The sequence below is a fragment of the Albimonas pacifica genome (genome assembly GCF_900113695.1).
Lineage (GTDB): Bacteria > Pseudomonadota > Alphaproteobacteria > Rhodobacterales > Rhodobacteraceae > Albimonas > Albimonas pacifica.
On sequence record NZ_FOQH01000002.1, the window covers coordinates 588,237 to 611,497 of the forward strand.

Consider the following 23,261-nt stretch of genomic DNA (forward strand, 5'->3'; position numbering starts at 1 on the left):
CCATGGACCCGATCCTGGACGTCTACGAGATGACCCCGATGCAGGCGGGGATGCTGTTCCAGTCGCTGCTCGACCCGCAGACGGGCGCCTATGTGCAGCAATACTGGGGCCGGCTCTCGGGCCCGCTGGACGAGGCCGCCTTCCGCGACGCCTGGGCCGCGGTGATCGCCCGCCACGACCTGCTGCGCGCCGCCTGCCACTGGGAGGATCTCGACCGCCCCGCCTTCGCCATCCACGCCGAGGCGGAACCGGAGTGGACCTCGATCGACCAACTCGACATGCCGCTCGAGGACTGGCTGGCGCAGGACCGGGCGCGGGGCTTCGACCTCTCGGCCGCGCCGCTGATGCGCTTCGCCCTGATCCGCACGGGCGAGGCCGAGCGGACCTTCGTGTGGACCTTCCACCACCTGCTGCTCGACGGCTGGTCGGGGGCGCTGCTGGTGCGCGAGATGCTGGCGATCCTCGCCGGAGAGGACCCCGGCCCCGCCCCCACCCCGTTCCGCGCCTTCGCCGACTGGCGCGCGGCCCAGGACCCGAACGCCGCCCGCGAGACCTGGACCGAGGCCCTGGCGGGGGCCGAACTGCCCACGCCGCTCGGCCTCGACCGATCCGGCGGCGCGCCGGGGCTTGCCGAGCATCGTTTCCGCCTGGGCCGCGAAACCACCGCCGCGCTGGCTCGGACGGCGCGGGCGCAGCGACTGACGCTCGCCACGCTGATGCAGGGGGCCTGGGCGCTGCTGCTCTCGCGCCAGGCGGGGCAGGGGGACGTGACCTTCGGCTGCGTGCTCGGCGGCCGCCCGCCGGAGCTGCCGGGGGCCGAGCGCATGGTGGGCCTGTTCCTCGAGACCCTGCCGCTGCGTGTGCAGGTGGAGGACGAGCGCCCGCTCGCCGACTGGCTACGCGCCCTGCAGGAGACCCAGCGCGCGCAGGAGGTCGCCCCCCGCGCGGCCCCGGGCGAGATCCAGGGCTGGCTCGGCCTCGGCGCCACGCCGCTGTTCGAAAGCCTGCTGATCGTCGAGACCTATCCCGAGAGCATCGAGGCCGTCGCCCGCCGCGACGGCGCCGAGATCCGCCTCTCCGACACCGGCCTGCATGAGCGCACGGGCCTGCCCCTGACCCTCAAGGTCCTGCCGGGAGAGGACCTGGAGATCGTGCTCTGCGCCGAGACCTCGCGGATCCCCGCCGCCGTCCTGCCGGCGCTGGAGGCGCGCCTGCGCCGCACGCTGGAGGCTTTCGCCGAAGCTCCCTCCCGCCCCCTGGGCGAGATCGACGTGATCCCCCCCGCGGAGCACGCCCGCCTGGCCGCGCTGGGCCGGGGCCCGACGCCCCCCGCCCCGCCGCTGGCGCCCGAGGCCATCGCCGCCTCCGCCCGCGCCCGCGGCGCCGCGCCGGCGGTGGAGACGGCGGAGGGCGAGGTCCTGAGCCACGAAGCCCTCGACTCCCGCGCCGCCGTCCTCGCCGGCGGCCTTCGCGCCCGCGGCGTCGGGCCGGGCGACGTGGTGGCGGTCTGCATGGACCGAACCCCGGACCTGGTCGCCACGCTGCTCGCCGTCTGGCGTTGCGGGGCGGCCTACCTGCCGCTGGACCCGGTCTACCCGGCCGAGCGCATCGCCTGGGCGCTGGAGGACGCCGGCGCCCGCCTCGTGGTGGTCGACGCGACCGGCGAGGCGGCGCTGGGCCCGGCGACCGCCGCGCGTGCCGCGCGGATCGAGACGCTGGACGGCCCCGCCGCCCCTCCGGTCCCGGTCGGACCCGGGGACCTCGCCTACATCCTCTTCACCTCCGGAAGCACCGGGCGGCCCAAGGGCGTGCCGATCCCGCACGGGGCGCTGGCGAACTTCCTGGCCTCGATGCAGGTCGCGCCGGGTCTCGCGGCCTCCGACCGGCTGCTGGCGCTGACCACGGTCGCCTTCGACATCGCGGCGCTGGAGATCTTCGGCCCGCTCTGCGCCGGGGGGACGGCGGTGCTGGCGCCGGCGGGCGCGGGCATGGACGGGCGCCTGGTCGCCCGGCTGATCGAGGAGCGCGCCATAACCGCCGTTCAGGCCACCCCCGCCGGCTGGCGGGTGTTGCGCGACTCCGGCTGGCGGGGCTGCGCGGGGCTCAGGATCTTCTCGGGCGGCGAGGCGCTGGACGCGGGCCTCGCCCGCGACCTGCTGGGTCTGGGGGCGGAGCTCTGGAATCTCTACGGCCCCACCGAGACCACGATCTGGTCCGCCGCCCTGCGGCTGACCCCCGCCTTCCTCGCCGGCCCCAGGGCGCCCATCGGCGGCCCGCTGGCGCACACCACGCTCAGCGTGCGCGACAACGCCGGCCGGCCGGTTCCCGAGGGCGCGACCGGAGAGCTGTGGATCGGCGGCGCCGGCCTCAGCCCCGGCTACCTCGGCCGGCCCGAGCTGACCGCCGAGCGCTTCGTGACGATCGACGGCGCCCGCCTCTACCGCACCGGCGACCGCGCCCGGACCACCCCCGAGGGGACGATCGAGCTCTCCGGCCGGCTCGACGACCAGGTGAAGCTGCGCGGCTTCCGCATCGAGCTCGGCGAGATCGAGGCGGCGCTGGAGGCGCGCCCGGAGATTCTTCAGGCGGTGGCGATGGTCCAGGGCGAGGGCGCCGCGGCCCGCCTCGTCGCCTGGATCAGGACCGAGGGTCCTGCGCCCGCCCCCCGCACCCTGCGCGCGGCGCTCGCCGAACGCCTGCCGGCCTACATGATCCCCGCCGCCTTCGTGACGGTGGAGCGCTTCCCCCTGACCCCCAACGGCAAGGTCGACCGCAAGGCCCTGCCGGCGCCCGGGACGCAGCCGAAGGCGCCCGGGGCGACCGAGCCCCGCTCCCCCCGCGACGAGATCGTCGCCGGCATCTGGGCCGAGGCGCTGGAGGTCGCCCACGTCGCCCCCGAGGACGACTTCTTCGCGCTGGGCGGCCATTCGCTGCCGGCCCTGCGGGTGATCGGGGAGGTGCGGGCGCGCCTCGGCCTAGAGGTCTCGCTGCGCGACCTGTTCGAGGCGCCCGGCCTCGCCCGCTTCTGCGCCCGGCTCGACGCGCTCGACGGCGCGCAGGCCCTGCCGCCGATCCGCTCCGGGGCCGCGCCGGTCCTCTCGGCCGCGCAGCATCGCCTGTGGCTTCTGGCGCAGCTCGATCCCGGCCGGGCGGACTATCACCTGCCGCTCGCCGCGCGCCTGTCGGGGCCGCTGGACCCGGAGGCCGTCCGCAACGCCCTGGCGGCGCTCGCCGCCCGCCACGAGGTCCTGCGCGCCCGCTTCCCCGCGCGGCGCGGCGAGGCGACGGTCGAGATCCTGCCCACGGCCGAGCCGGTCTTCGCCTTCGACGACCTCTCCCCCCTCCCGACCCCGGAGCGGGAGGCGGCGCTGGACCGCCTTCGCGCCGCGGACGCGACCGCCCCCTTCGACCTGCAGGCCGCGCCCCCGTGGCGGACGCGCCTGGTGCGGATGGGGGCGCAGGATCACGTGCTGCTGCTTTGCCTGCACCACATCCTCGCCGACGAAGCCTCCTTCGCGGTGATCCTCGCCGACCTGCGCGCGGCGCTGTCGGGGCCGCAATCGGGGCCGCAGTCGGGGCCGCTCCCGGACCTGCCGCTGCGCTACGCCGACTTCGCCGCCTGGCAGCGGGGACTGGAGCTGGAGGGGCAGCGGGACTTCTGGCGCCGCCGGCTCGACGGCGCGCCGGCCGAGACCCCGCTCCCCGCCGACCTCCCCCGGCCCGCGCGGCGCAGCGGCGAGGCGGGGCGCGTGGACCTGCGCCTCGACCCGCCGACCGCGCAGGCGCTGGAGGCCCGCGCACGCGCCGCGGGAGCCACGCCCTTCATGCTGCTGCTGACCGCCTGGGCCGTGCTGCTCCACCGCCACGGCGGCGCCCGCGACCTGCTGATCGCAACCCCCGTCAGCCACCGTCGCCAGCCGGAGCTGCAGGGGCTGGTCGGCCTTTTCGTCAACACCCTGGCGATCCGGGCCGAGCCGTCGCCGGACGAGCCCTTCGACGCGACGCTGGAGCGGATCCGCGACGCCGTGCTCGCCGCCCACGCCCACCAGGACCTGCCGTTCGAGGAGGTGATCGACCTCCTCTCCCCACCGCGGCGCGACGACCTCGCGGCCCTGGTGCAGACCCTGTTCTCGATGCGCGCCCTGCCGGCGGAGGGGGAGCTGGCGCCGGGCCTGAGCTGGCGGGCGCTGCCCTCCGCCCGCCCGCGCGCGCGCTTCGACCTGTCGCTGGAGTTCGCCCGCACCGGGCAGGGGCTGGAGGGCTGGATCGACTACGCCGCCGACCTCTTCTCCCCCGAGATCGCCGAGCGGCTGGCCCGGCGGCTGGAGACGCTGCTCCGGGCGCTCGCCGAGGGCGCGGCCGCCCCGCTGCGCGACCTGCCGATGCTGACGGCGGAGGACCTGGCGTTCCCTCCCCCGCCCCCGGCGGCGGAGGGAACGCCCACGGCCTGGCTCGCAGAGGCGCCCGGGCTCCCGGACCTCCTGGCCCGGGTCCACGCCGGCGCCGCCGCGCTGCGCGCGGCCGGTCTGCGGCGCGGCGAGGTCGTGGCGACGCCTGCGCACGGAGACGCGGCGGCGGCGGCCCTGCTGGCCGTGCTCGGCGCCGGCGGCGCCCCCGCTCCGATCCCTGACGCGGGCCCGGCCCGCCGCCGGCTGGCGACGCAGGCCGGCGCCCGCCTCTGCCTTGGCCTTCCCGGCGGCGAGGGCCTGGCCGAGGCGCCGGCCGCGACCGGACCCCACGCCCCGCTGGAAACCGGCGGCGGCCTGGTCCTGCCCGATGCCGAGGGGGCGCCGGTGCTGCACGACGTCGCCCTCCTCGCCCATCTCGCTTGCTGCCTCGGCCCGATCGCGCCCGGCGCCCGGATCGCGAGCGGCGCGGGGCTCGACGCGCCCGCCGGTCTGGCGGCGCTGGCCGCGGCCCTGCGCGGCGGCGGGCTGCCGGAGACCGACGGCCCGCCCGACGCGGTGCGGATCGCGGAGGGCGCAGCCCCCCGCCTGATCCGCTTCGCCGGCCTGCAGGACGCGGCCGAGGCCCGCGGCCCGGCCGAGCTTCCCGGCGCCCTGCTGGCCGAGGGCGGCGCGCTGCGCCCCGCCCCTGGCGTCCGGGTCCGCCTGCTGGACGCGGACGGCGGGCTGGCGCCGCCGGGCACGGTCGGAGAGCTTGCGCTCTCCGGCGCCGCCCTGGCGCGCGGGCGGCTGGGCGATCCTGCGGGGACGGCGGCGCGCTTCCTGCCCGACCCGCACGCTCCGCCCGGCGCGCCGGTCGCCGAGACCTGCCTGCTGCGCACCGGCCTTCATGCCCGCCTCGACCTCGCCGGCCGACTGCGCCCGGCCGAGCCGCCGGCAGAGCCGCAGCGCCTCGGCGGCCCGCCCTTCGATCCGCAGGCCATCGAGGCCGCCTTCGCCGCCCAGCCCGGCGTCGCCGCGGCGACCCTGGCGCTGCCCGCCGGCCGAGGGGCGCCCGAACGGCTGGAGCTGTTCCTGGAGCCCGACCCCGCAGCGACGCGCCCGGCGGAGGCCGCGCTCCTCGACGCCGCCCGCGCGCTGCTGCCGCCCGGCCGCCTGCCGGACCGGCTGCGCTGGATCGAGACCACTCCCCGCCGCCCCGACGGCGCCCCCGACCGCGCCGCGCTCGCCGCCCGCCTGCGGGACCCCGACGCGGCGCCGCAGGGCGCGCGGGAACGCCTCCTCGCCGCGATCTGGGCCGAGGTGCTGGAGATCCCCACCCCCGGCCGCCACGACGACTTCTTCGAACTGGGCGGCGACTCGGTGCGCGCCCTGCAGGTGGCGGCGCGGGCGGCGGAGGCGGGGCTGGCGCTGGATCCGCGGGAGGCGTTCCGCGCCCGCAGCCTCGCCGCCCTCGCGGCGCTGGCGACCGAGGCCGCCCCGAGCGCGACGGCGTCCGCGCCCCCCGCCCGGATCGAGGCGCTGAGCGCCGACGAGTTCGACCCCGGCGCGCTGGCCGACCTCGTCTCCTTCGAGCAGGACTGAGCTTGCGCCCCTTGCCCGAGCCGCGCGAGCGCACGCTGTTCCAGCTCAGCTATCCGCTGTTCCTGCAGTCGCTGGTGATGTTCGCGGTGATGGCGCTGGACATGATGATCTGGAGCCGCCACGGCCCCGGAACCGCGGCGGCGCTGAGCGTGGCGGGGCAGGTGATGCGCATCGCGGTCGAGGTCTCGGCGCTGATGGGGATCGGGGCGGTGATCCTGATCTCCCAGCAGCTCGGAGCCGGCGCCCGCCGGGCGGCGGAGCGCACGGCCGAGGTCGCCTGCCTGGCCAACGGCGCCCTGGGCCTGGCGCTCGGCGCCGCGCTGGCGCTGGTCGGACCGCTGGTGCTGCGGCTGATGACGCTGGAGGCGGGGATCGAGGCCGACGCCGGGCTGTTCCTGCGCTGGGCGGGCGGGGCGATCGTGTTCCTGTGCTTCGGCAACGCCGCGGTGGCGGTGCTGCGCGCCTTCGGGCGCAGCCGGCTGGTGATGGCGCTGGGGGTGATCGGGGCGGCGGCCTATCTCGGTCTCGAAGTCCTGCTGGTGCTGGGCGCGGGGCCGGTTCCCGCGCTGGGGTCCGAGGGCGCGGGCATCGCCAATCTCGTCCTGCGGGCCGGAGTGGCCATGGCGCTGGCGGCGATCCTCGTGCGCGGCATGGGGCTGCGCCTGCGCCCGCGCGTCCTGCTGCGCCGGGCGGCGCTGGCGCGGCGGATGGCGGGGCTGGCGGCGCCCAGCGTCTCGGACTTCATCGCCTACGGGGTCTACCAGATGGTCCTGCTGGCGGTGATCGCGACCCAGGGCGAGGTCGCGGTGCTGGCGCGCGCCTACGTGATGATCGCGATGTCCTTCCTGACGCTGGTCATCATGGCCATCGTCCAGGGCTGCGAGGTGCTGATCGGCTATCGCCTCGGCGCGGGGGACCGCGAGGCCGCGCAGCGCCAGGCGCTTCGCGCGGCCGGCATCGCCGCGGGCCTGTCGATGGGCTGCGCCATCGCGATCCGGCTCGCGGCCGAGCCGTTCCTGGGCCTGTTCTCCGACGACCCGCAGGTGCACGCGCTGGGCCGCAGCCTGCTGACGCTGACGATCCTCCTGCAGCCCTGCTTTGCGGTGAACATGGTGCTGTTCCACGCCCTGCGCGCGGTCGAGGACGTGCGCTGGCCGGTGATCGTCAGCCAGTCGCTGAGCTGGGGCTTCGGCCTGCCGCTAGCCTGGGCCTTGTGCATCCCGGCGGGCTGGGGCGTCGAGGGCGTCTGGCTCGCCTTCCTCGCCGAGGAGCTCGCCAAGGCGCTGGCCATGCTGCGCCGCTGGACCGTCCGGACGCGGGGGCCGGCATGACGGCGATCTCGATCGCCGACGTCGGCGACCGCCCCCTGATCCCCGCCCCCGGCGTGGTCTGGCGGGCCTGCCGCTTCCGCGCCGCCCCCGCCACGGGGCTCGTCCACGACGGGCCGCAGGGCGCCGTCTCCCTGACGCTCCCCCCGGACCTCTTGCGCGCGGTCGACCGGCGGCGGAGCGAGTTCCTCGCCGGCCGCCTCTGCGCCGCGCTGGCCCTGCGGGCGCTGGGCGCGCCGGAGGCGGTGGGCCGCGACGGCCGCGCCCCGGTCTGGCCCGAGGGCGTCCGCGGCTCGATCAGCCATGCCGGCGACCTCGCCCTCGCCGTCGCGGCGCGGGGCGCGGCGGGGCTCGGCGTGGATTGCGAGGCGCGCTTCTCCCCCGATCTCGCGGCCGAGGTGGGGCCCGGCGTCCTGACCGCCGCCGACCGCGCCGCCCGCCCGCCCGACTGGGACGAGGCGTGGCTCTGCACGCTGGCCTTCTCGGCGAAGGAGGCGCTCTACAAGGCGCTGTCGCCGCGGCTCGACGACGTGCCCGACTTCGCCGAGGCGCGGATCGAGCGCATCGACGCCGCCGCCCTGACGCTGGTCTTCCGGGGCGCCCGCACGCGGGTCGCCTACCGGCTGGACGCGGCGCATTGCGTGACGCTGGCGCATCTCCCCTGACCCTGCGAGGGGCCGCGCGGGGCCGGCGGGCATTCCCCCCTCCGTGCGGTCATGGACCGTCCCGCCGGCGATCGGACGCCCCGTTGGGCCAGACATCCGTCGCGCCTGCAATCCCTTGCGAGGGGGGGACGAACGGCGAAAGCGTACGGTCGTCCCGTAGAGCACGCCGTCGCCCTTGCGGAGGACAGGGAGCGCCTGGGCGACGGCATCCTCGACGGCGTGGCGGAGCCCGTCGGTTCGACCCGTCCGCTCTCGGCAGGCGGGCGGCGGCGCCCCGTCGGCTAGGCCCCCGCGCCGGTGGGGATCGCCATCGGGGCGCCGTCGACCGGGCTGGGCGCGACGATCACCGGCAGGTCGAACACCTCGGCGATGCGCGCGGGCGTGACCACCTCCTGCGCGGAGCCCTCGGCGACCACGGCGCCGGCCTTCATCATCACCATGCGGTCGGCGAAGCGCGCGGCCTGGTTGAGGTCGTGGAGCACCGCGACCACCGTCGCGCCCCGCTCGTCGACGAGCCGGCGCAGCAGGGCCATCACCTCCTCCTGGTGGGCGATGTCGAGATAGGTCGTCGGCTCGTCCAGCAGCAGCGCCTCTCCGCCCTGGGCGAGCGTCATCGCGATCCAGGCGCGCTGCCGCTGCCCGCCGGAAAGGGCGTCGAGCGGACGCTCGGCCAGGTCCTCGAGCTTCGTCAGCCGCAGCGCCTCGGCCACGGCGTCCGCGTCCTGCGTCGACCAGCCGCCCAGCAGCGGGCGGTGCGGATAGCGGCCCTGGCGGACGAGGTCGCGCACGCTCAGGCCCTCGGGCGCGATGGGGCCCTGGGGCAGCATCGCCACCCGGCGGGCGAGGCGTTTGGGCGCGATCCGGGCGATGTCGGCTCCGTCCAGCAGCACCTGCCCGGCGCGCGGCGCGGCCAGCCCCGCCAGCGCGCGCAGCAGGGTGGACTTGCCGCAGCCGTTCGGCCCGACCAGCGCGGTCAGCGAGCGGGCGGGCAGGGCGAGGTCCAGCCCCTCGATCACCGCGCGGCCGGGATAGGCGACATGCAGGCCGCGGGCCTCGATCAAGGGCTTGGGCATGGGCTTGGGCATCGGCTCAGGCATGGCGCCCCCTCCACAGCAGCCAGGCGAAGAAGGGCGCGCCGATCAGCGTGGTCAGCAGGCCCGCGGGGATCTGGGTGGGGGCGATGGCGGTGCGCCCCACCAGGTCCGCGGCCATCAGCAGCAGCGCCCCCGACGCCGCCGCCGCCGGCAGCCGCGCGAGATGCGAGGGCCCCGCCAGCCGCCGCGCCAGATGCGGCGCGATCAGCCCCACGAAGGCGACCGGCCCCACCGCCGCCACCGCCGCCGCCGCCAGCAGCGCGCAGAGCGCCACCGCCAGCCCCGCCGCCAGCTGCGCCCGCTGCCCCAGCGCCCGCGCGGTCTGCGCGCCGAAGGCCAGCAGGTCGAGCTCCCGGCTCGCCGCCAGCGCCAGCGCCAGCCCCGGCAGGGTCCAGGCGGCCAGCGGCCAGACCGTCTCCCACCGCGCCTGCGCGACGGAGCCGGCGAGCCAGGCCTGCATCCGCTGCAGCGCGGTGATCTCGGCGAAGAGCGAGATGAAGGCCGCCGCCGCCCCGGCCATGGCGTTCAGCCCGATCCCCACCAGGATGATCCGGATCGAGGAGGTCCCGCCCCGCCACGACAGCCCCCAGATCGCCGCCGCCATGCCCAGCGCGCCGGCGAAGGCGAACCAGGGCGTCAGGGTCGCGGGCAGACCGTGCAGCCACAGGCCCCCGGCGAGCGCCGCGACGGCGGCGCCGGCGTTGATGCCCAGCAGCCCCGGCTCGGCCAGCGGATTGCGCATCACCGTCTGCGCCACCGCCCCCGCCGCCCCCAGCGCCGCGCCCGCCAGCGCCGCCAGCGCCACCCGCGGCAGCCGCAGGTCCAGCACGATCATCGCCGAGGCGGGGGCCGAGGCGCGGTCGCCGGCCAGCGCCCCCAGCAGCTCCGCCGCCGGGATCGCCCGGTCGCCGATCGCCAGGGACGCCAGCGCGAGCCCGACCAGCGCCAGCGCCAGAGCGGGGCCGAGGGCCGCGCGGCTCATGCCCGCGCCTCGGCCCGCCCGACCGCGCGGCCGCGGGCGAGCGCGATGAAGACGGGCGCGCCGAGCATCGCCAGCCCCACGCCCACCGGCACGTCCCGCCCCGGCAGGCCCGCGCGCAGGGCCGCGTCGGCCGCGACCACCAGAGCCGCGCCGCCGAGCGCCGAGACCGGCAGGATCCGCCCATAGTCGACCCCCACGCTCAGCCGGGCGGCATGCGGGACCATCAGCCCCACGAAGGCCACCGGCCCCGCCAGCGCCACCGCCGAGCCCGCCAGCGCCACCACGCAGACCGCGCAGAGCGCCCGCCACAGCCCGACCCGCTGACCGACCTGGCGGGCGACCTCCGGCCCGAGGCTCAGCGTGGTGACCTGGCGCGAGAACGCCAGCGCCGCCGCCAGTCCCAGCCCCGCGTAAGGCGCGACCGCCGCGACCGAGGCCATCGTCCGCCCCTCGACCGAGCCCACCGTCCAGGCGCGCACCGCGTCCAGCGAGCCGGTGTCGAAGATCAGCGCCGCGGCGGTCAAGGAGCCGATGAAGGCCGACAGGATCGCGCCGGCCAGCGCCAGCTTCACCGGCGTCGCCCCGCCGCGCCCGGCCGAGGCCGCGCCGTAGACCGCGACCGCCGCAATCCCCGCGCCCGCGAAGGCCCACCAGACCAGCGTCCCCATCGCCGCCCCCGGCGCGACCAGCGTCGCCGTCACCACCGCGAAGGCCGCGCCCGCGTTCACGCCCAGGATGCCGGGAGACGCCAGCGGGTTGTTCGTCGCCGCCTGCATGATCGCCCCGGCCGCGGCCAGCGCCGCCCCGGCGATCAGCCCGGTCAGCAGCCGTGGCAGACGCACCGAGCGGACCACCACGTCGGCATGGCTCCCCTCGGGCGCGAAGATCGCGCCGACGAGCTCCCCCGGCGGGATCGGCATCGCGCCCGTGCGCAGCGACCAGAGGCAGGCGAGCGCCAGCCCCAGGCCCAGCGCGGCCAGCAGGGCCGCGAACCGCGCCGCGGAGGCGGAGGGTCCGATCATGCGGCGGGGCCGATCATGCGCAGGGTCCGGTCATGCGCGGGCTCACGGGGCCTCGAGCAGGTATCGCTCGACGTCGTCCAGCACCCGGTGGGCGGAGGCGGCGCCCGAGAACTCCATCCAGGTGGCGGCGTCCACCCGGTGCACCCGGCCGGCCTGCACCGCGGGCAGGGCCTGCCAGAGGGGGTGGGCCAGCACTTCCTCATGGCGGCCGTTCTGGTCGGACTCGTTGGCGCCGCCGACGATGTAGAGCAGGACCTCGCCGCTCAGTCCCGCCAGCTCCTCCCAGTCGGGGCGGCGCATCGTCTCCTCGCCCTGCGCCGTCTCGAAGGCCGGCCGGCGCACGCCGAGGTCGCGCAGCACCAGGAACGGGCCGTAGGCGCGCGGCGAATCCAGATAGACCTGGAAGTCCCAGGAGGTGATCCGCAGGATTGACACCGGATCCTCCGTCACCCGCGGGCGCAGCTCGGCCACGCGGGTCTCGTAGTCGGCCAGGATCGCCTCGGCCCGCGCCTCCCGTCCCGTGGCGGCGGCGAGGACGCGAAAGTAGTCCTTCCAGTTCTCGGCCCCGATCAGCACCGTCGGCGCGATCTGCGAGGCCATGGCCAGCACGCTCTCGCCCAGCATCCCGGCGCCGAGGATCAGGTCGGGCTGCAGCGCCACGACGGTCTCGAGGCTCGGCTCGACGAAATTCCCGATGCTCTCGACTCCGGCGGCATCGGCCTTCGCCTTCAGGCTCGCGTCGGACATGCCGAAGAGAGGCGCGCCGACCACCGGCAGCCCCAGCTCCAGCGCCATGCCGAGCGAGAAGGTCGGGTCCAGCGCCAGGATCCGCTGCGGATCGGCCGGCGCGCAGACCGGACCGCCGAGGATCGTCGGCCCCTCGACCAGCCTCCCCTCGCAGGACTGCGCGAGGGCGGGCGCTGCGGCGAGGGACAGCGTCAGGGCGAGGGCGGTGCGGAGGGGGCGGCGCATGGCGGCGCTCCTGTGCGTGATGGGGATCATGGGGCGGGGTCCGGGGCGGGCAGGCCCAGGCGGCGGCGCAGGCCGGCCTCGACCCGGGCGCGCATCTCGGCCTCGGGGCGCAGCACGCAGGTGGTGCAGAGCGAGGCGCCGGGCAGGTCCTTCCACAGGCAGCAGCCGCCGCGGGCGCGGAAGCTGCGGCGCAGGAGGGGGCGATCGGGGCGCTGCGGGTCGGGGATCTCGACCTCCAGATAGCGCAGCTGCGGGTTGGTCATCGGGGCGCCGGGCACCTTGAGGATCGCCAGAGCGTCGTCCCGGGCCAGGTCCTCGCGCCCCAGGAAGCGGCCGACGTCGAGGAACTCCCCCGCCACCGCGTCCCCGGCGAGCCGCCACAGGGCCGCGCGCGACAGCCGCGTCTCCCGGTGGAGGGCGGCGACCAGGGGGGCGAGGAAGCCCTCCAGCTCCTCGCGCATCCGCGTGCGCAGGGCGTCGCGGTCCGGCAGGGGGCGGGCCTGGGGATGGGCCGCGAAGGGGCCGGGCGCGGCGTCGAAGCCGGGGTCGAGCAGGTCGAGGTGGATCGGGTCCCGCTCCTGCGCCGACGCCGCCGTCCCCACGGCGAAGGCCACCCGCTCCGCCCCCAGGCGGGGGACGATGCCGGCGCCCAGCAGGCAGGCCGCCGCCAGCGTCGAGACCGGGCCCGAGGCCAGGATGATCAGCGAGGCGGCGAGGATCTTGTCGGTCAGCCGCGGATCGTGGCGACGCGGCCGCTCGAGCAGCGCGCGCAGGGCCGGGGCGTCGGCGCAGAGCGCGGCCAGCGCCGGGCGGCCTTCGGGCGCCGCCCCGCCGGGCGCGTCGGCGCGCCCAGGGCGCAGATGGGGGCGCGGCCGGGCGAGGGCCGCGAAGACCGCGTCCAGCGGATGGCCGGAGGCCCCGCCGCCCCCGCCGTCCGGCCCGCCCGCGGCGGGGCCCGCCGCCGCGGCGGCGGCGGCGGCTTCGCTTTCGGTGGGGGGCGCCGTCGCGCCGTTCCTGCCCTGGCCGCTCATGCCCCTGCCTTCAGAAGGTCGCGCGCAGGCGCAGGCCGACGCTGCGGCCCTCGCCGACGGTGGCGTTGGCGCCGGTGGAGTCGATCGAGGTCACGTACTGCTGGTCGAAGAGGTTGCGCACATAGAGCGCCACCGTCGCCGGCCCCAGGTCGTAGCCGACCTGGGCGTTGACCACCGTGTAGGCCCCGACCTCGCGGGCGCGGGAGTTGGCGACGTCGCCGAAGCTGTAGTAGCTGCCGGTGTAGGTCGCGTCCGCCGCCGCGAAGGCGCCGCTGGCATGCCGCCAGGCGCCGCCGATGCTGATCGTGGCCGCCGGGCTCTCGGGGAAGGACTTGCCCCTGAGGTCGCCTGCGGTGGTCTGGCCCTCGTCGAACTCGGTCTTCAGCAGGCCCACGGCGCCGAAGATCTCCAGCCCCTCCTGCACCTGCCAGCGGGCGTCGACCTCGAGGCCGTAGGCATGGGACTCGGCGCTGTTCTGGGTGACGGTCTGGCCGGGGAAGGCGGGGTTGAAGGTCAGGATCTGCTGGTTCTCGTAGTCGTACCAGAAGGTGTTGGCGTTGACCTCCAGCCGGTCCCCCATCCAGCGCGAGCGCCAGGCGAGCTCGTAGGACCACAGGAACTCCGGCTCCACCTCGTTGATCGCCGTGGACCCCGCCACCGCCTCCGAGAAGCCGGCCCGGTAGCCGCGCGCCGCGGTCAGCGCCAGGGTGTGGTCCGGGGTCACGTCATAGGCCACGCCCACCTTGGGCAGGAACACGGTGTTGGTGGTGGAGCTCTTCTCGTCCAGCGAGCCGTAGACCGCCTGCGGGACGCAGCCGGCGACGGCGCATTCCGCGATCGCGGCCTGGGTCGCCCCAACGTCCAGCGCCCGGCCGCGGAAGTCCGACGACACCTCCTCCTGCAGCAGACGCCCGCCGGCCATCAGCGTCCACCTGCTGGTCAGCGCATAGCGCGCGTCGGCGTAGATCGCGAAGGTCTCGGTCTCGTTGGTGGCGTCGAGCTGCTGGAAGAAGGCCGTCGGGATGCCGAAGGGGGCGAGCTGGTTCGTGGCGATGGTCGAATCCAGATCCGTCTGGAAATGCCCGTAGAACAGGCCCACCAGGCCCGACAGCGCCGAGTCGTCGGACTCGAAGGTCAGCTGCAGGTCCTGGGAGATGTCGCGCGCATCCCGCGTGTCGGCGCGGTCGAAGGCCGAGCCCGCCGGCGACCAGATCTCCACGTCCGTGTCCGACATCGCGGTGATCGACTTCAGCGCGAACCCGCCCGAGAGGTCGTAGTCCAGATCCGCCACGTAGCGGTTCACGTAGGTGTCGCGGAACTCGGCCGCCGTGCCGGTGGGGTCGTCGAACACCCGGTCGAAGAAGTCGGGCCCCGAGACCACGTTCCACCCCGGCTTGTCGTGGGTGTGGCTGACGGTGAACAGCGCCCGCAGGTCGGGGATCGCGTTCGGCTCGATCAGCAGCTTGCCGCGGATCTCCTCGAACTCGTCCTCCTTCAGCGAGGCGGCGGCGGGGTTGGTGTAGCGGATGTCCTTCTCCTCGCGCGCCACCTGGCCGGCGATGCGGAAGGCGACCTGGTCCTCGATCAGGGGGGCCGAGAGCGCGAGCGCGCCGGACTTGCGCTCCTCGGTTCCCAGCTCGCCCTCGACGATCATCTCGGGCTCCCAGGTGGGGTCCTTGGTCTCGACGATCACCGCGCCGCCCAGCGCGTTGCGGCCCTGCAGGGTGGACTGGGGGCCGCGCAGCACCTCCACCTGCTCGACGTCGAACAGGCCGCGGCTGCCGCGGCGGGTGGCCTCGACCCCCTGCTGGGCGCCGTCGACGATCACCGAGATGATCGGCGCCGCCCGGCTGGGCTGGGTCACGCCCTCGGCGTTCAGGCCGCGGATCACGATGTTGGCGTCGCCGCTGCCGTCGGGCTTGGAGGTGACGTTGGGCATCCGCTGCAACGCCTGGTCGAGCGACTCGAGGGCGTAGGTCTCGATGTCGTCCGCGGTCGCGACCCCGACGCTCGTGTAAGTGCGGAACCGCTCGCGCGAGAGCTTCTCGCCCTCCACCACCACCGGCGCCAGCATCACCGGCTCGGCCGGGTCGGCGACCGTGGCCTGGGCGAGCTGCGCCGCCGTCGCCTGCGCCGGCATCAGCACCGCCGTGCCGTCCGCGGCGATGCGCGAGGTCAGCCCCGAGCCCGCCAGCAGCGCCTCCAGCGCCGCCGCCGGCGTCCAGGGTCCGCTGAGCGCCGGGGAGACCCGCCCCTCGGCCAGGCCGCCCCGGTCGCGGATGGTCAGCCCGGTCTGGCGGGCGAGCCGGGCCAGCGCGAGGTCCAGCGCCCCGGCCGGCAGGTCGACCTGCACGGCCGCCTGCGCGCCCCCCGGGCCCGCCGCGTCGGCGGTCGCGGCGAGGGGGAGGGCGGCGAACATCACGGCGGCGGTGGCGACGGGCAGGGCGCGGCGCCGCTCGGCGGTCGCCGCGCCGCGCGCGGTCTTGCAGTCGGTGGGGGCCATATCAAGGCGTCCTTCTCGCAACAATCGATTGGGAGCGTCTTGCGTGCGATGGAGCTGGCCCCGGCGGACGGGATGGCGAGCGGCTGGACGCGGCCCGCCCTGTATCTGAGCAAAATGATCGGAAATCAATGGCGCCTGTCGTCCGATCGGACGCGCCGTCGCCCGAAGCGGCCGCGCCGGGCGATAAACCCCCCGCGAAACGCCTCTCGGGAAGCGGGGCGGCGCCGCCCGGACCGGACGGCGTCCGGAACCGCCGGGACGACCCGGCCCGTCGATGGGCCGCCGCGTCGCGAAGCCGGCGCGCGCGGCGGGCGACGGGGCGCGCCGCTTGGCCCGCCCCGTCCCGGTCGCGACGGCGGAGGATCAGTCCCTCGCGGCGCAGCTCGGCTGGCCGGCGGCGAAGAACTCGTGCGGGATCTTGCGCGCCTCGGTCACGATCACGTTGCGCTCGGCGTCCCACATCGCCTCCTGCTCCCAGATCAGCGAGGCGTCGGCGGCCGTCTCGAAGATGCGGCCGTGCTCGGCCTCCGCCACCAGCACGCCGCCGCCGGGCAGCATCTGATGCTTGCCGCGCTGGAAGCTGTAGAAGGGCGCGCCCTCGTCGCCCTGGTAGACGGTGGAGACCGCGTCGGTCGCCGGATCCACCCGCAGGATGCGCGAGGCGCCCGAGCCGGTGGCGTTGTCGAAGAGCGTGATGGTCCCGTCCGGCTGGAAGTCCGGGTCGTGCTGCTTGTGCCAGGGGCCGTGCTTCGCCCAGCGCAGGGCGCCGTCGTCGGGGTCGATCACCGCCACCAGGTTGATCTCGCGCAGCGAGATCAGCAGGTCCCCCGCCTCGAACATCGGGAAGGCCGAGGCCATCGCCGAGGACAGCGGCTCCACGTCGTTGGGGTGGAGCGGATCGTTGTCGTAGGCCCGGCCCTCCCGCAGCGCATGGGCGCGGATCGAGAAGACGCCGTGCTGGCCGTGCACCGGGTCGCCGGCCGCGGCCACCTGGGTCATCAGGTCGAGGCTGTGCAGGGTCTCGCCCGTCTCCGGGTCGATCTTCTCGATGGCGAGCTCGCGCCAGGTCCACAGCGCGCCGTCCTCGCCCTTCGCGATCGAATGATGGTAGGCCCCGCGGCGCACCCACATCGGATCGCCGCAGGCGTCGATCCGCGCGAGCGCGTCGCCCCCGTCGAAGGCGACGACGAGGGAGCCGTCGGCGAACGCCTCCATCCCGTGCAGCATGGTGTTCTGCGGGCGCGTCCCGTCGGGAACCAGACGCTCGTAGCGCACCGGCCAGACATGGCGGGGGACGCCCTCCTCGTCCTGCAGGGTCACCGCGTGGTGGGCGCGGTCCTGGTCGACGTCGAGGCCCGCCACCAGCACCATGCCCGGCGCGCCGCCGCCCGGCTGGTGGTCGACCCGCGCCTCGTCGGGGCCGGCGCGCCCGGTGCGGCGCGCCTCGACCAGATGGCGCGTGGGCTCGATCCCGAAGTCGTTGCGCCAGTTGGCCGACAGCTCATGTGCCGTCTCGATGGCGCCCACGATCTGCGGGGCGGGGAACAGCCCGTATCGCTCGGCGACCACGCCGTAGCCGGTCGCCAGCAGGGCCGCCGAGGCGATGAAGGCGGCGAAGGGGAGAGGCTCCTTCATGACGCGCTCCTGATCGAGGTGGGCGCCTCGCCGGCGAAGGCCGGCTCGGGCTGGGGGGTGGGATGCGGACGCAATGCGCGCGCGACGAGGGCGCGGTGCAGCGCCTCGGCGCGGGCAAGAAGCTCCGCCGGCGCGTCGGGGGCCGGGACGGTCCGCCCGGGACGCAGCCGACCCGCCTGGGCGACCAGGGCGGCGGGATCGTCGAGCGCCAGCGCCTCCGCCAGCGCCGCGAGATGCGGCGCGGGATCGGCCGAGAGCGCCTCGTGATCGACGAGGATCGTGCGCGGCCCCGCCTGGGCGAGCAGCGTCTCGAAGGCCGCGCACCAGATCTCCAGCCAGAAGGCCGGCTCGTGGGCGCGGGCGCGGTCGGGCCGCGCGGTCCCGAAGGCGAGCGGGCGCAGCGCCTGACCGAACTCGAAATGCCCCAGCCCCTCCATGTAGCGCCGGCCGAACGGGTCCTTGCGGTGCAGCCGCTCGAACCGCGCGTGCTGGCGCATGAGGGAGGCGACCTGCGCCCAGGGATGGCGCACCGGCACGACGACCGAGGCGTCCGGGAAGGTCGCGTGCAGCAGGCCGATCCGCGCGATGCCGGCGTTGTTCTTGGCGACGTAGCGGCGGGCCTCCGGCCGGGTCCCGTGCCGGCGTTCCGCCGCCACCACCCGCGCCATGTGGGAGCGCATGAACCGCTCGAACCCCTCCCGCCGCTCGTCGGGGGCCCAGGCGCGGACCACGCCGCCGCGGTAGTGCTCGGGCCACCAGGCCATCCACGCCGGCTCCTCGAAGGCCTCGGGGCTGTCGAAGCCGACCGAGAGCCCGTCGCCATGCGCCCGCTCCGCCTCGCTCGCCTCCCGGCGGAAGCGGCGGGAGGTCTCGCCCCAGGTCAGGGGGAACAGCGGGAAGGGCATGTGCCGGTAGGTGGCGGAGGCGAGCTCCGGCAGGGAGGCCAGCGCCTGCAGCGTCACCGTGGTCCCGGCGCGGGGCAGCGAGGCGATGAAGATCGGCCGGCGGGCGTGGGCGAGGTCGATGGCCGCGGCATGGCGCTCGGCCTCGGTCTGCGCCATGCGGCGCTGAACGCCCAGCGTCGCGAAGCCGATCCGGTGCAGGGCCCGGTCGGCGGCGCCGTAGGGAACCTCGGGGTCCGCGTCCGCGGCGTCGTCGGCCGCCGCGTCGCGACGCGGGAGGCGGGAGACGGCGATCCAGGCGAGGATCGCGAAGACGGTGGAGCCGGCGAGGAACGGCCAGCCCGTCGCCACGGCCTCGGCCCCCGCCAGAGTGTAGAGCCCCGCCTGCGCCCCCGCCCAGACCACCGCGCCGGCCGCGGCCAGCGCCGCCGCGCCCGCCAGCGCCAGATGGGCGAAAGCCCCGAGCATCCGGCCCGCCGCGCGGCGGGCCAGGGCCTCCTTGGCGTCGTCGTCGAGCGTCGGGTCGCGCATCGCGGCCGACGCCTCCCGCGCGGTCGCCAGCGTCCGCCTCGCGGCGGGCTCGACCCGCGTCAGCCGCAGCGCCGCGACGAAGACGAGGACCGAGAGAAGCAGCGCGGCGAGGATCACCGGTCGCGGGCCCCGGCGGTCTCCGGCGCGCCGGGCTCGGGCCGCTCGCGGGAGACGGGGGCCGCCGGCGAGGGCGGCGCGGCGGGCTCGATCGACGCGGCGGGCGGCGTCTCGGCGACGGTCGTCCCGGCGCGACGGCCGCGCAGCAGGCGCTTGAGCGGGTACCACACGAAGCCCGCGATCGCGAGCAGCACCGCGGCGACGAGGGCGAGCATGCCGCCGATGGCGGTCAGCCCCGCGCCCGGCCCCACGTAGGCCGAAGCCGCCTGCGGCGCGAGCAGGGCGGGCGCGAGCAGCGCGGCGGAGAGCAGGGCCGCGCGCAGCCGCGCGGCGGAGAGCAGGGCCGCGCGCAGCCGCGCGCGGGCCCGCGGCGCGGGGCGGAGGGAAAGGGGGCTGGCCATGGCGGAACGCCTTTCGACAGAGCGACGCGAAGGTCGCGGGGAACGGGACGGCGCGCCTCCCCTCCCGGTTCGCCGTGGGCCGCAGACCGGAACCGCTGCGGGTTCCGGTCTGCGGGAGGATCGAGACATCGGTATCGAGAATGACCCTCGAAGGGCTTCAAGCGGTTGTTCCCGCGGCGATTTCGGGGCGTGCGCGCCGCAAAGATGAGCGGCCGGTCACCCCGCTCTGCCGCCTGTGGCCGGCGCCTCGGCCGGCGGGCCGACTTCCGGCGCCAGCCAACCGCCGAGGGTCAGGCGGCCGACGGCGCCGGCGGCGGTCGGCGCGCGGAGGAGGACTCCGGTCGACGGCCTGCAGACGAAGACCGGGCGGAGCGCCGGCCGCCTCGCCCCCGCAGGCTCGCGGCCCCGCCTCGGCCTCGCGCATCTCCGGGCCGGGGCCCCCGTTTCCCGGAGCAGCGGCCGGACCCGCCCGGCCCCCGGGGCGGTGGACCCGGCCTCGAGCGAAGGGCGGCGACGGCGGGCGTGCGCTCGCCTCCGGCGCGGCGGTGCGGTCGTGCGCGCGCCTCCGGCGCGACGGCGGGTCGTGCGTGCGCCTAGGGCGCGACGCCGTCGCGGAGGCGCACGCGACGGCGACGGCACGAAGCCTTGCGCGACCACCGCGGCGGACACGGGGCGGCTTCATCGCCGTGGCTCGAATCGAAAAGGCCGAAGGGCGGCGTCGCGCCGCCCGAAGGTCCGGCGCGCCTACATGCCCTTGGCGATCTCGCCGCCGGCGATCGTGCCGATGACCGCGCCGGCGCCGGTGGCGACGATCTTGCCGCTGCCGCCTCCGAACAGCGACCCGACGGCGGCGCCGGTGACGCCGCCGATGACCTGGCCCTGCGTCTCCTTGCTGACCGGCACGCCGGAACAGCCCGCCAGGGCGACAAGGGCCGCGGCCGCGACGGCCGCGCGACGAAGAGACGATCCCGTCATCACTTCAGCTCCTCGATGAACATGCGCACTTCGCCCAGGGTCAGCACCCCGTCGTGATCGGCGTCGGAGGCGAAGAACCGGATCACCCGGTCGCCCACCGCCTCGCCCAGCGACAGCATCCCGTCGTCGTCGCGGTCGGCCATGGCGAATGCCGCGGGCGTTTCCTTCGGCGTCTCGTCCGCCGACAGCAGCCGGTCCGCGTCGACGTCGAGCTCGCCGAACCGGTGCACCACCGCGGCGATGTACTCGTCCACGTTCACGGCGCCGTCGCGATTGACGTCGACGCGGGCGAACGCCTCCTCGACCGTTTCCGCTGCGGCCAGGCCCTGCGGGCCGGCGATGCCGACGACCGCGACGGCCACCGTCCAGATGGAGCGCATTGACCTTCTCCCAAGATCACGTCGTCGCCGCCCCGACCGTCGGACGGCGCGAGACGCGGTTCCGGGTTCGCTTCAACGCCCGAGAACCGCTCCGGAAATCGAGCCTAGGCTCGCTTCGGCGATTGCGCAAAGGTTTCCGGAAACAACCTGGGGTCATCCTCGCGCCACGCCGCGCCACGTGGCTCTCCGGTCCTGCGCCCGGCTTGTTTCCAGGCCAGGGCGACGGCTGCGGCCGGACGCGCTGACGCGCGCCGTCCCGCCCCGCGCGCCTGCGCGCGGGGCGGGCTTCGGGCGCGCGACGCTCAGGCGGCCTTGCGCAGGGCGTCCAGCATGCGGCCGTCGCGGGCGATCAGACGGCCGTTCTTCCAGACCTCGCGCGCGGCGGGGGCGGAGACGACGGCCTCGGGCACGGACCCGACCGGCAGGACCGCGAAATCCGCCGCCGCGCCGGGGCGAAGGCCGTGATCGGCCAGGCCGAGCGCCGCGGCCCCGCCGTCGGTGATCACGTCGAAGGCGAGCGCGAGCTGCGCGTCGGTGTTGAAGCCCGAGCGGTAGCCGATCATCTGCGCGCGCCCCAGCATGTCGCCGTCGCCGTAGGGCCACCAGGAATCGCGGATGTTGTCGCAGCCCGACCAGACCGTCGCCCCCGCCGCGCGCAGGATCGCCACCGGGGGGAAGGGGTGGGCGCCGGGCGCGTTGGTCATGATCGCGACCCCCGCCGCGGCGATGACGTCGGCCGCCTTCTTCTGCTGGTCCGGGGTCACGTCCCCCAGCCCGTAGGCGTGCGAGACGCCGACCCGCCCCTGCATCCCCGCCGCGACCGTGCGCTCGCAGATCCGCTCGATCTCGAAGACGCCCAGCGTGCCGTGGTCGTGCAGGTGGATGTCGATCGGCTTGCCGTGCTTCTGCGCCAGCGCGAAGACCACGTTCAGCTGCCCCTCGACGTCGCGGTCGAAGGCGGCGGGGTCGAGGCCGCCGACCACGTCGCAGCCCATCGCCATCGCCTCGTCCATCAGCGCGTCGACGCCGGGGCTCTTCAGCACCCCCGACTGGGGGAAGGCGCAGAGCTGCAGGTCGATCAGCCCCGCATATTCCTCGCGCACCGCGAGCAGCGTCTCGACATGGGAAAGCCCCACGTTCAGGTCGATCATCACGTGGCTGCGCATCCGGGTGGAGCCCTGCGCCAGGCACAGCTCCAGCTGGCGGCGCGCGCGGATGTCGAGCGGGTCGGCCTCGGCCAGGTTCTCGTTCTGGAAACGCACCCGCTCATGCACGTCGAAGCCGGCGGTGCAGGGCTTGTGGGGCTTCCACGCCTCGCCCCAGAAGGAGGTGTCGAGGTGGATGTGCCCCTCGACGAAGCCCGGCGCGACCAGGCGGCCGCCGAAGTCCACGACCGAGGCGGCGCCGGGGCGCGGCTCGCCCTCGGCCAGCACGGCCTCGATGCGCCCCGCGGTCACGGCGAAGGCGGCGCGGGTTCCGTCGGGGAGAAGGGCGTTGTCGAACAGCGTGTCGGTCACGGGGGCAGGCTCCGGCAGGGGGAAGGGGGCGGGGACCGGCGCGCCGGTCCCCGCGGGAGTGGGCTCGGCTCAGCCCTTGGGCAGGGAGCCCTCGACCCCCTCGACCAGCCAGGTCATGCCCTTGACGTCCTCGGGGGCCATCGTCTCGCCCTCGGCCACGCGCATCTCGCCGGCGTTGTCCCTGATCGGGCCCGAGAAGATCTGGAACGAGCCGTCGACGATGGCGGCCTCGGCCTTGGCCATCTCGTCGGCGACCGAGGCGGGCAGCTCCGGCGAGGCGGTGGTCATCTTCACGAAGCCGTCCGGCCCGAGGCCGCGCCAGCGCGCCGTCGGCTCCCAGGTCCCGGCCATCACGCCCTTCGCGGCCTCGATATGGGCCGCCGACCAGTCGAGCTCGAAGCTCACCAGCTGCTTCTGCTTCACGTAGGCCGAGAAGTCGCCGGTGGAACCGATGGACCACACGCCCTTCTCCTCCGCCGCCAGCCCCTGCACGGGGGTGTTGGGGGAGCCGGAGATCACGTCGGCGCCCTGCGCGACCAGGGTCGCCACCGCGTCCTTCTCCTTGCCCGGGTTCACCCAGTCGTTGACCCAGACGATCTTCAGCGTGGCCTCGGGGTTCACCGAGCGCGCGCCCAGCAGGAAGGCGTTGAGCGAATAGATCACCTGCGGCACCGGGAAGGCGCCGACCCAGCCGAGCACGTTCGACTTGGTCATCCGGCCGGCGGCGATGCCGGTCAGGTAGGTGCCTTCGTAGTGCCTGGCCTCGAAGACGCCGAGGTTGGGGCCCGCGTCGATGCCCGCGCAGCACTCGAAATGCGACTTGGGCAGGGTGGGCGCCAGCTTCCGCAGCGAGGCGTACTGGGAGAAGGTGGTGCCGAACAGCAGCTGGTGGCCCTGGATCGAGAGCTGGCGGAACAGCCGCTCGCAGTCCTGGATCTGGGTGATGTTCTCCAGCACCGTGACCTCGACCTGGTCGGGGAACTCTTCCTGCAGGGCGCGCCAGGCCTCGGCCTGGAAATACTCCCAGCCGGTGTCGGAGATGGCGCCCATGTGGATCACGCCCACCTTGAGTTTCTCGCCGGCGGCGAGGACCGGCCGGGCGGCCAACGGCGAGAGCCCGGCGGCGAGGCCGGCGGCGGCGGCGCCCTGAAGCAGGCGGCGGCGGGTGAGGTCGGTCATCTCAGGCGTCCTTTCAGGAGAGGAGAGGGTCGGGGGC

The 23,261-nt window shown here is 75.9% G+C and carries 16 protein-coding genes; 3 read left to right on the forward strand and 13 right to left on the reverse strand.

Annotated features, from left to right (window positions below; translation table 11 throughout):
• Positions 1–2 precede the first annotated feature (2 nt).
• From BM064_RS05315 to BM064_RS05325, 3 genes are read left to right on the forward strand one after another with little or no spacing between them, the layout of a single operon-like run.
• Positions 3–5,990 (forward strand): non-ribosomal peptide synthetase, encoded by a 5,988-nt coding sequence (locus BM064_RS05315; RefSeq protein WP_092858590.1) that lies wholly within the window; start codon positions 3–5, stop codon positions 5,988–5,990.
• 11 nt (positions 5,991–6,001) lie between these two features.
• Positions 6,002–7,321 (forward strand): MATE family efflux transporter, encoded by a 1,320-nt coding sequence (locus tag BM064_RS05320; RefSeq protein ID WP_092858592.1) that lies wholly within the window; start codon positions 6,002–6,004, stop codon positions 7,319–7,321.
• Positions 7,318–7,983, forward strand: coding sequence for a 4'-phosphopantetheinyl transferase family protein (locus BM064_RS05325; protein WP_092858594.1), 666 nt, complete (start codon positions 7,318–7,320; stop codon positions 7,981–7,983). Before BM064_RS05320 ends, BM064_RS05325 begins: the two co-directional genes overlap by 4 nt.
• A gap of 281 nt (positions 7,984–8,264) precedes the next feature.
• Here the strand turns inward: BM064_RS05325 and BM064_RS05330 are convergent, their stop codons facing one another.
• The 13 genes from BM064_RS05330 to BM064_RS05390 form a co-directional block, all read right to left on the reverse strand.
• Positions 8,265–9,080: an ABC transporter ATP-binding protein gene (locus BM064_RS05330; RefSeq protein ID WP_245779059.1), complete on the reverse strand. Its 816-nt coding sequence runs from the start codon at positions 9,078–9,080 to the stop codon at positions 8,265–8,267.
• Positions 9,073–10,059 (reverse strand): FecCD family ABC transporter permease, encoded by a 987-nt coding sequence (locus tag BM064_RS05335; RefSeq protein ID WP_092858596.1) that lies wholly within the window; start codon positions 10,057–10,059, stop codon positions 9,073–9,075. Before BM064_RS05335 ends, BM064_RS05330 begins: the two co-directional genes overlap by 8 nt.
• Positions 10,056–11,081 (reverse strand): FecCD family ABC transporter permease, encoded by a 1,026-nt coding sequence (locus BM064_RS05340; RefSeq protein ID WP_092858598.1) that lies wholly within the window; start codon positions 11,079–11,081, stop codon positions 10,056–10,058. The genes BM064_RS05335 and BM064_RS05340 overlap by 4 nt, the downstream gene beginning before the upstream one ends.
• A 42-nt stretch (positions 11,082–11,123) precedes the next feature.
• Positions 11,124–12,053 carry an iron-siderophore ABC transporter substrate-binding protein gene (locus tag BM064_RS05345; RefSeq protein WP_092858600.1) on the reverse strand — a complete coding sequence of 310 codons (930 nt, stop codon included), beginning with the start codon at positions 12,051–12,053 and terminating at the stop codon, positions 11,124–11,126.
• A 26-nt stretch (positions 12,054–12,079) separates the two neighbouring features.
• The gene (locus BM064_RS05350; protein ID WP_092858602.1) at positions 12,080–13,084 is read right to left on the reverse strand and encodes a (2Fe-2S)-binding protein; all 1,005 of its coding nucleotides are present in this window, start codon (positions 13,082–13,084) and stop codon (positions 12,080–12,082) included.
• A 10-nt stretch (positions 13,085–13,094) separates the two neighbouring features.
• A complete protein-coding gene (locus BM064_RS05355; RefSeq protein ID WP_218160957.1) occupies positions 13,095–15,587 on the reverse strand; it encodes a TonB-dependent receptor in 2,493 nt (830 codons plus the stop codon).
• A gap of 363 nt (positions 15,588–15,950) precedes the next feature.
• Positions 15,951–17,222: an arylsulfotransferase family protein gene (locus tag BM064_RS05360; RefSeq protein ID WP_092858604.1), complete on the reverse strand. Its 1,272-nt coding sequence runs from the start codon at positions 17,220–17,222 to the stop codon at positions 15,951–15,953.
• Positions 17,219–18,772, reverse strand: coding sequence for a sulfotransferase (locus BM064_RS05365; protein WP_092858606.1), 1,554 nt, complete (start codon positions 18,770–18,772; stop codon positions 17,219–17,221). Before BM064_RS05365 ends, BM064_RS05360 begins: the two co-directional genes overlap by 4 nt.
• A complete protein-coding gene (locus BM064_RS05370; protein WP_092858609.1) occupies positions 18,769–19,173 on the reverse strand; it encodes a hypothetical protein in 405 nt (134 codons plus the stop codon). The genes BM064_RS05365 and BM064_RS05370 overlap by 4 nt, the downstream gene beginning before the upstream one ends.
• Positions 19,174–19,917: 744 nt before the next feature.
• On the reverse strand, positions 19,918–20,148 hold the full coding sequence (locus BM064_RS05375; RefSeq protein ID WP_092858611.1) for a glycine zipper 2TM domain-containing protein: 231 nt from the start codon (positions 20,146–20,148) through the stop codon (positions 19,918–19,920).
• The gene (locus tag BM064_RS05380; RefSeq protein WP_092858613.1) at positions 20,148–20,528 is read right to left on the reverse strand and encodes a CREC-EF hand family protein; all 381 of its coding nucleotides are present in this window, start codon (positions 20,526–20,528) and stop codon (positions 20,148–20,150) included. The genes BM064_RS05375 and BM064_RS05380 overlap by 1 nt, the downstream gene beginning before the upstream one ends.
• 302 nt (positions 20,529–20,830) lie before the next feature.
• Positions 20,831–22,045: an amidohydrolase family protein gene (locus BM064_RS05385; RefSeq protein WP_177236152.1), complete on the reverse strand. Its 1,215-nt coding sequence runs from the start codon at positions 22,043–22,045 to the stop codon at positions 20,831–20,833.
• A 69-nt stretch (positions 22,046–22,114) separates the two neighbouring features.
• A complete protein-coding gene (locus tag BM064_RS05390; RefSeq protein WP_092858617.1) occupies positions 22,115–23,224 on the reverse strand; it encodes a BMP family ABC transporter substrate-binding protein in 1,110 nt (369 codons plus the stop codon).
• Between the last annotated feature and the right edge of the window lie 37 nt (positions 23,225–23,261).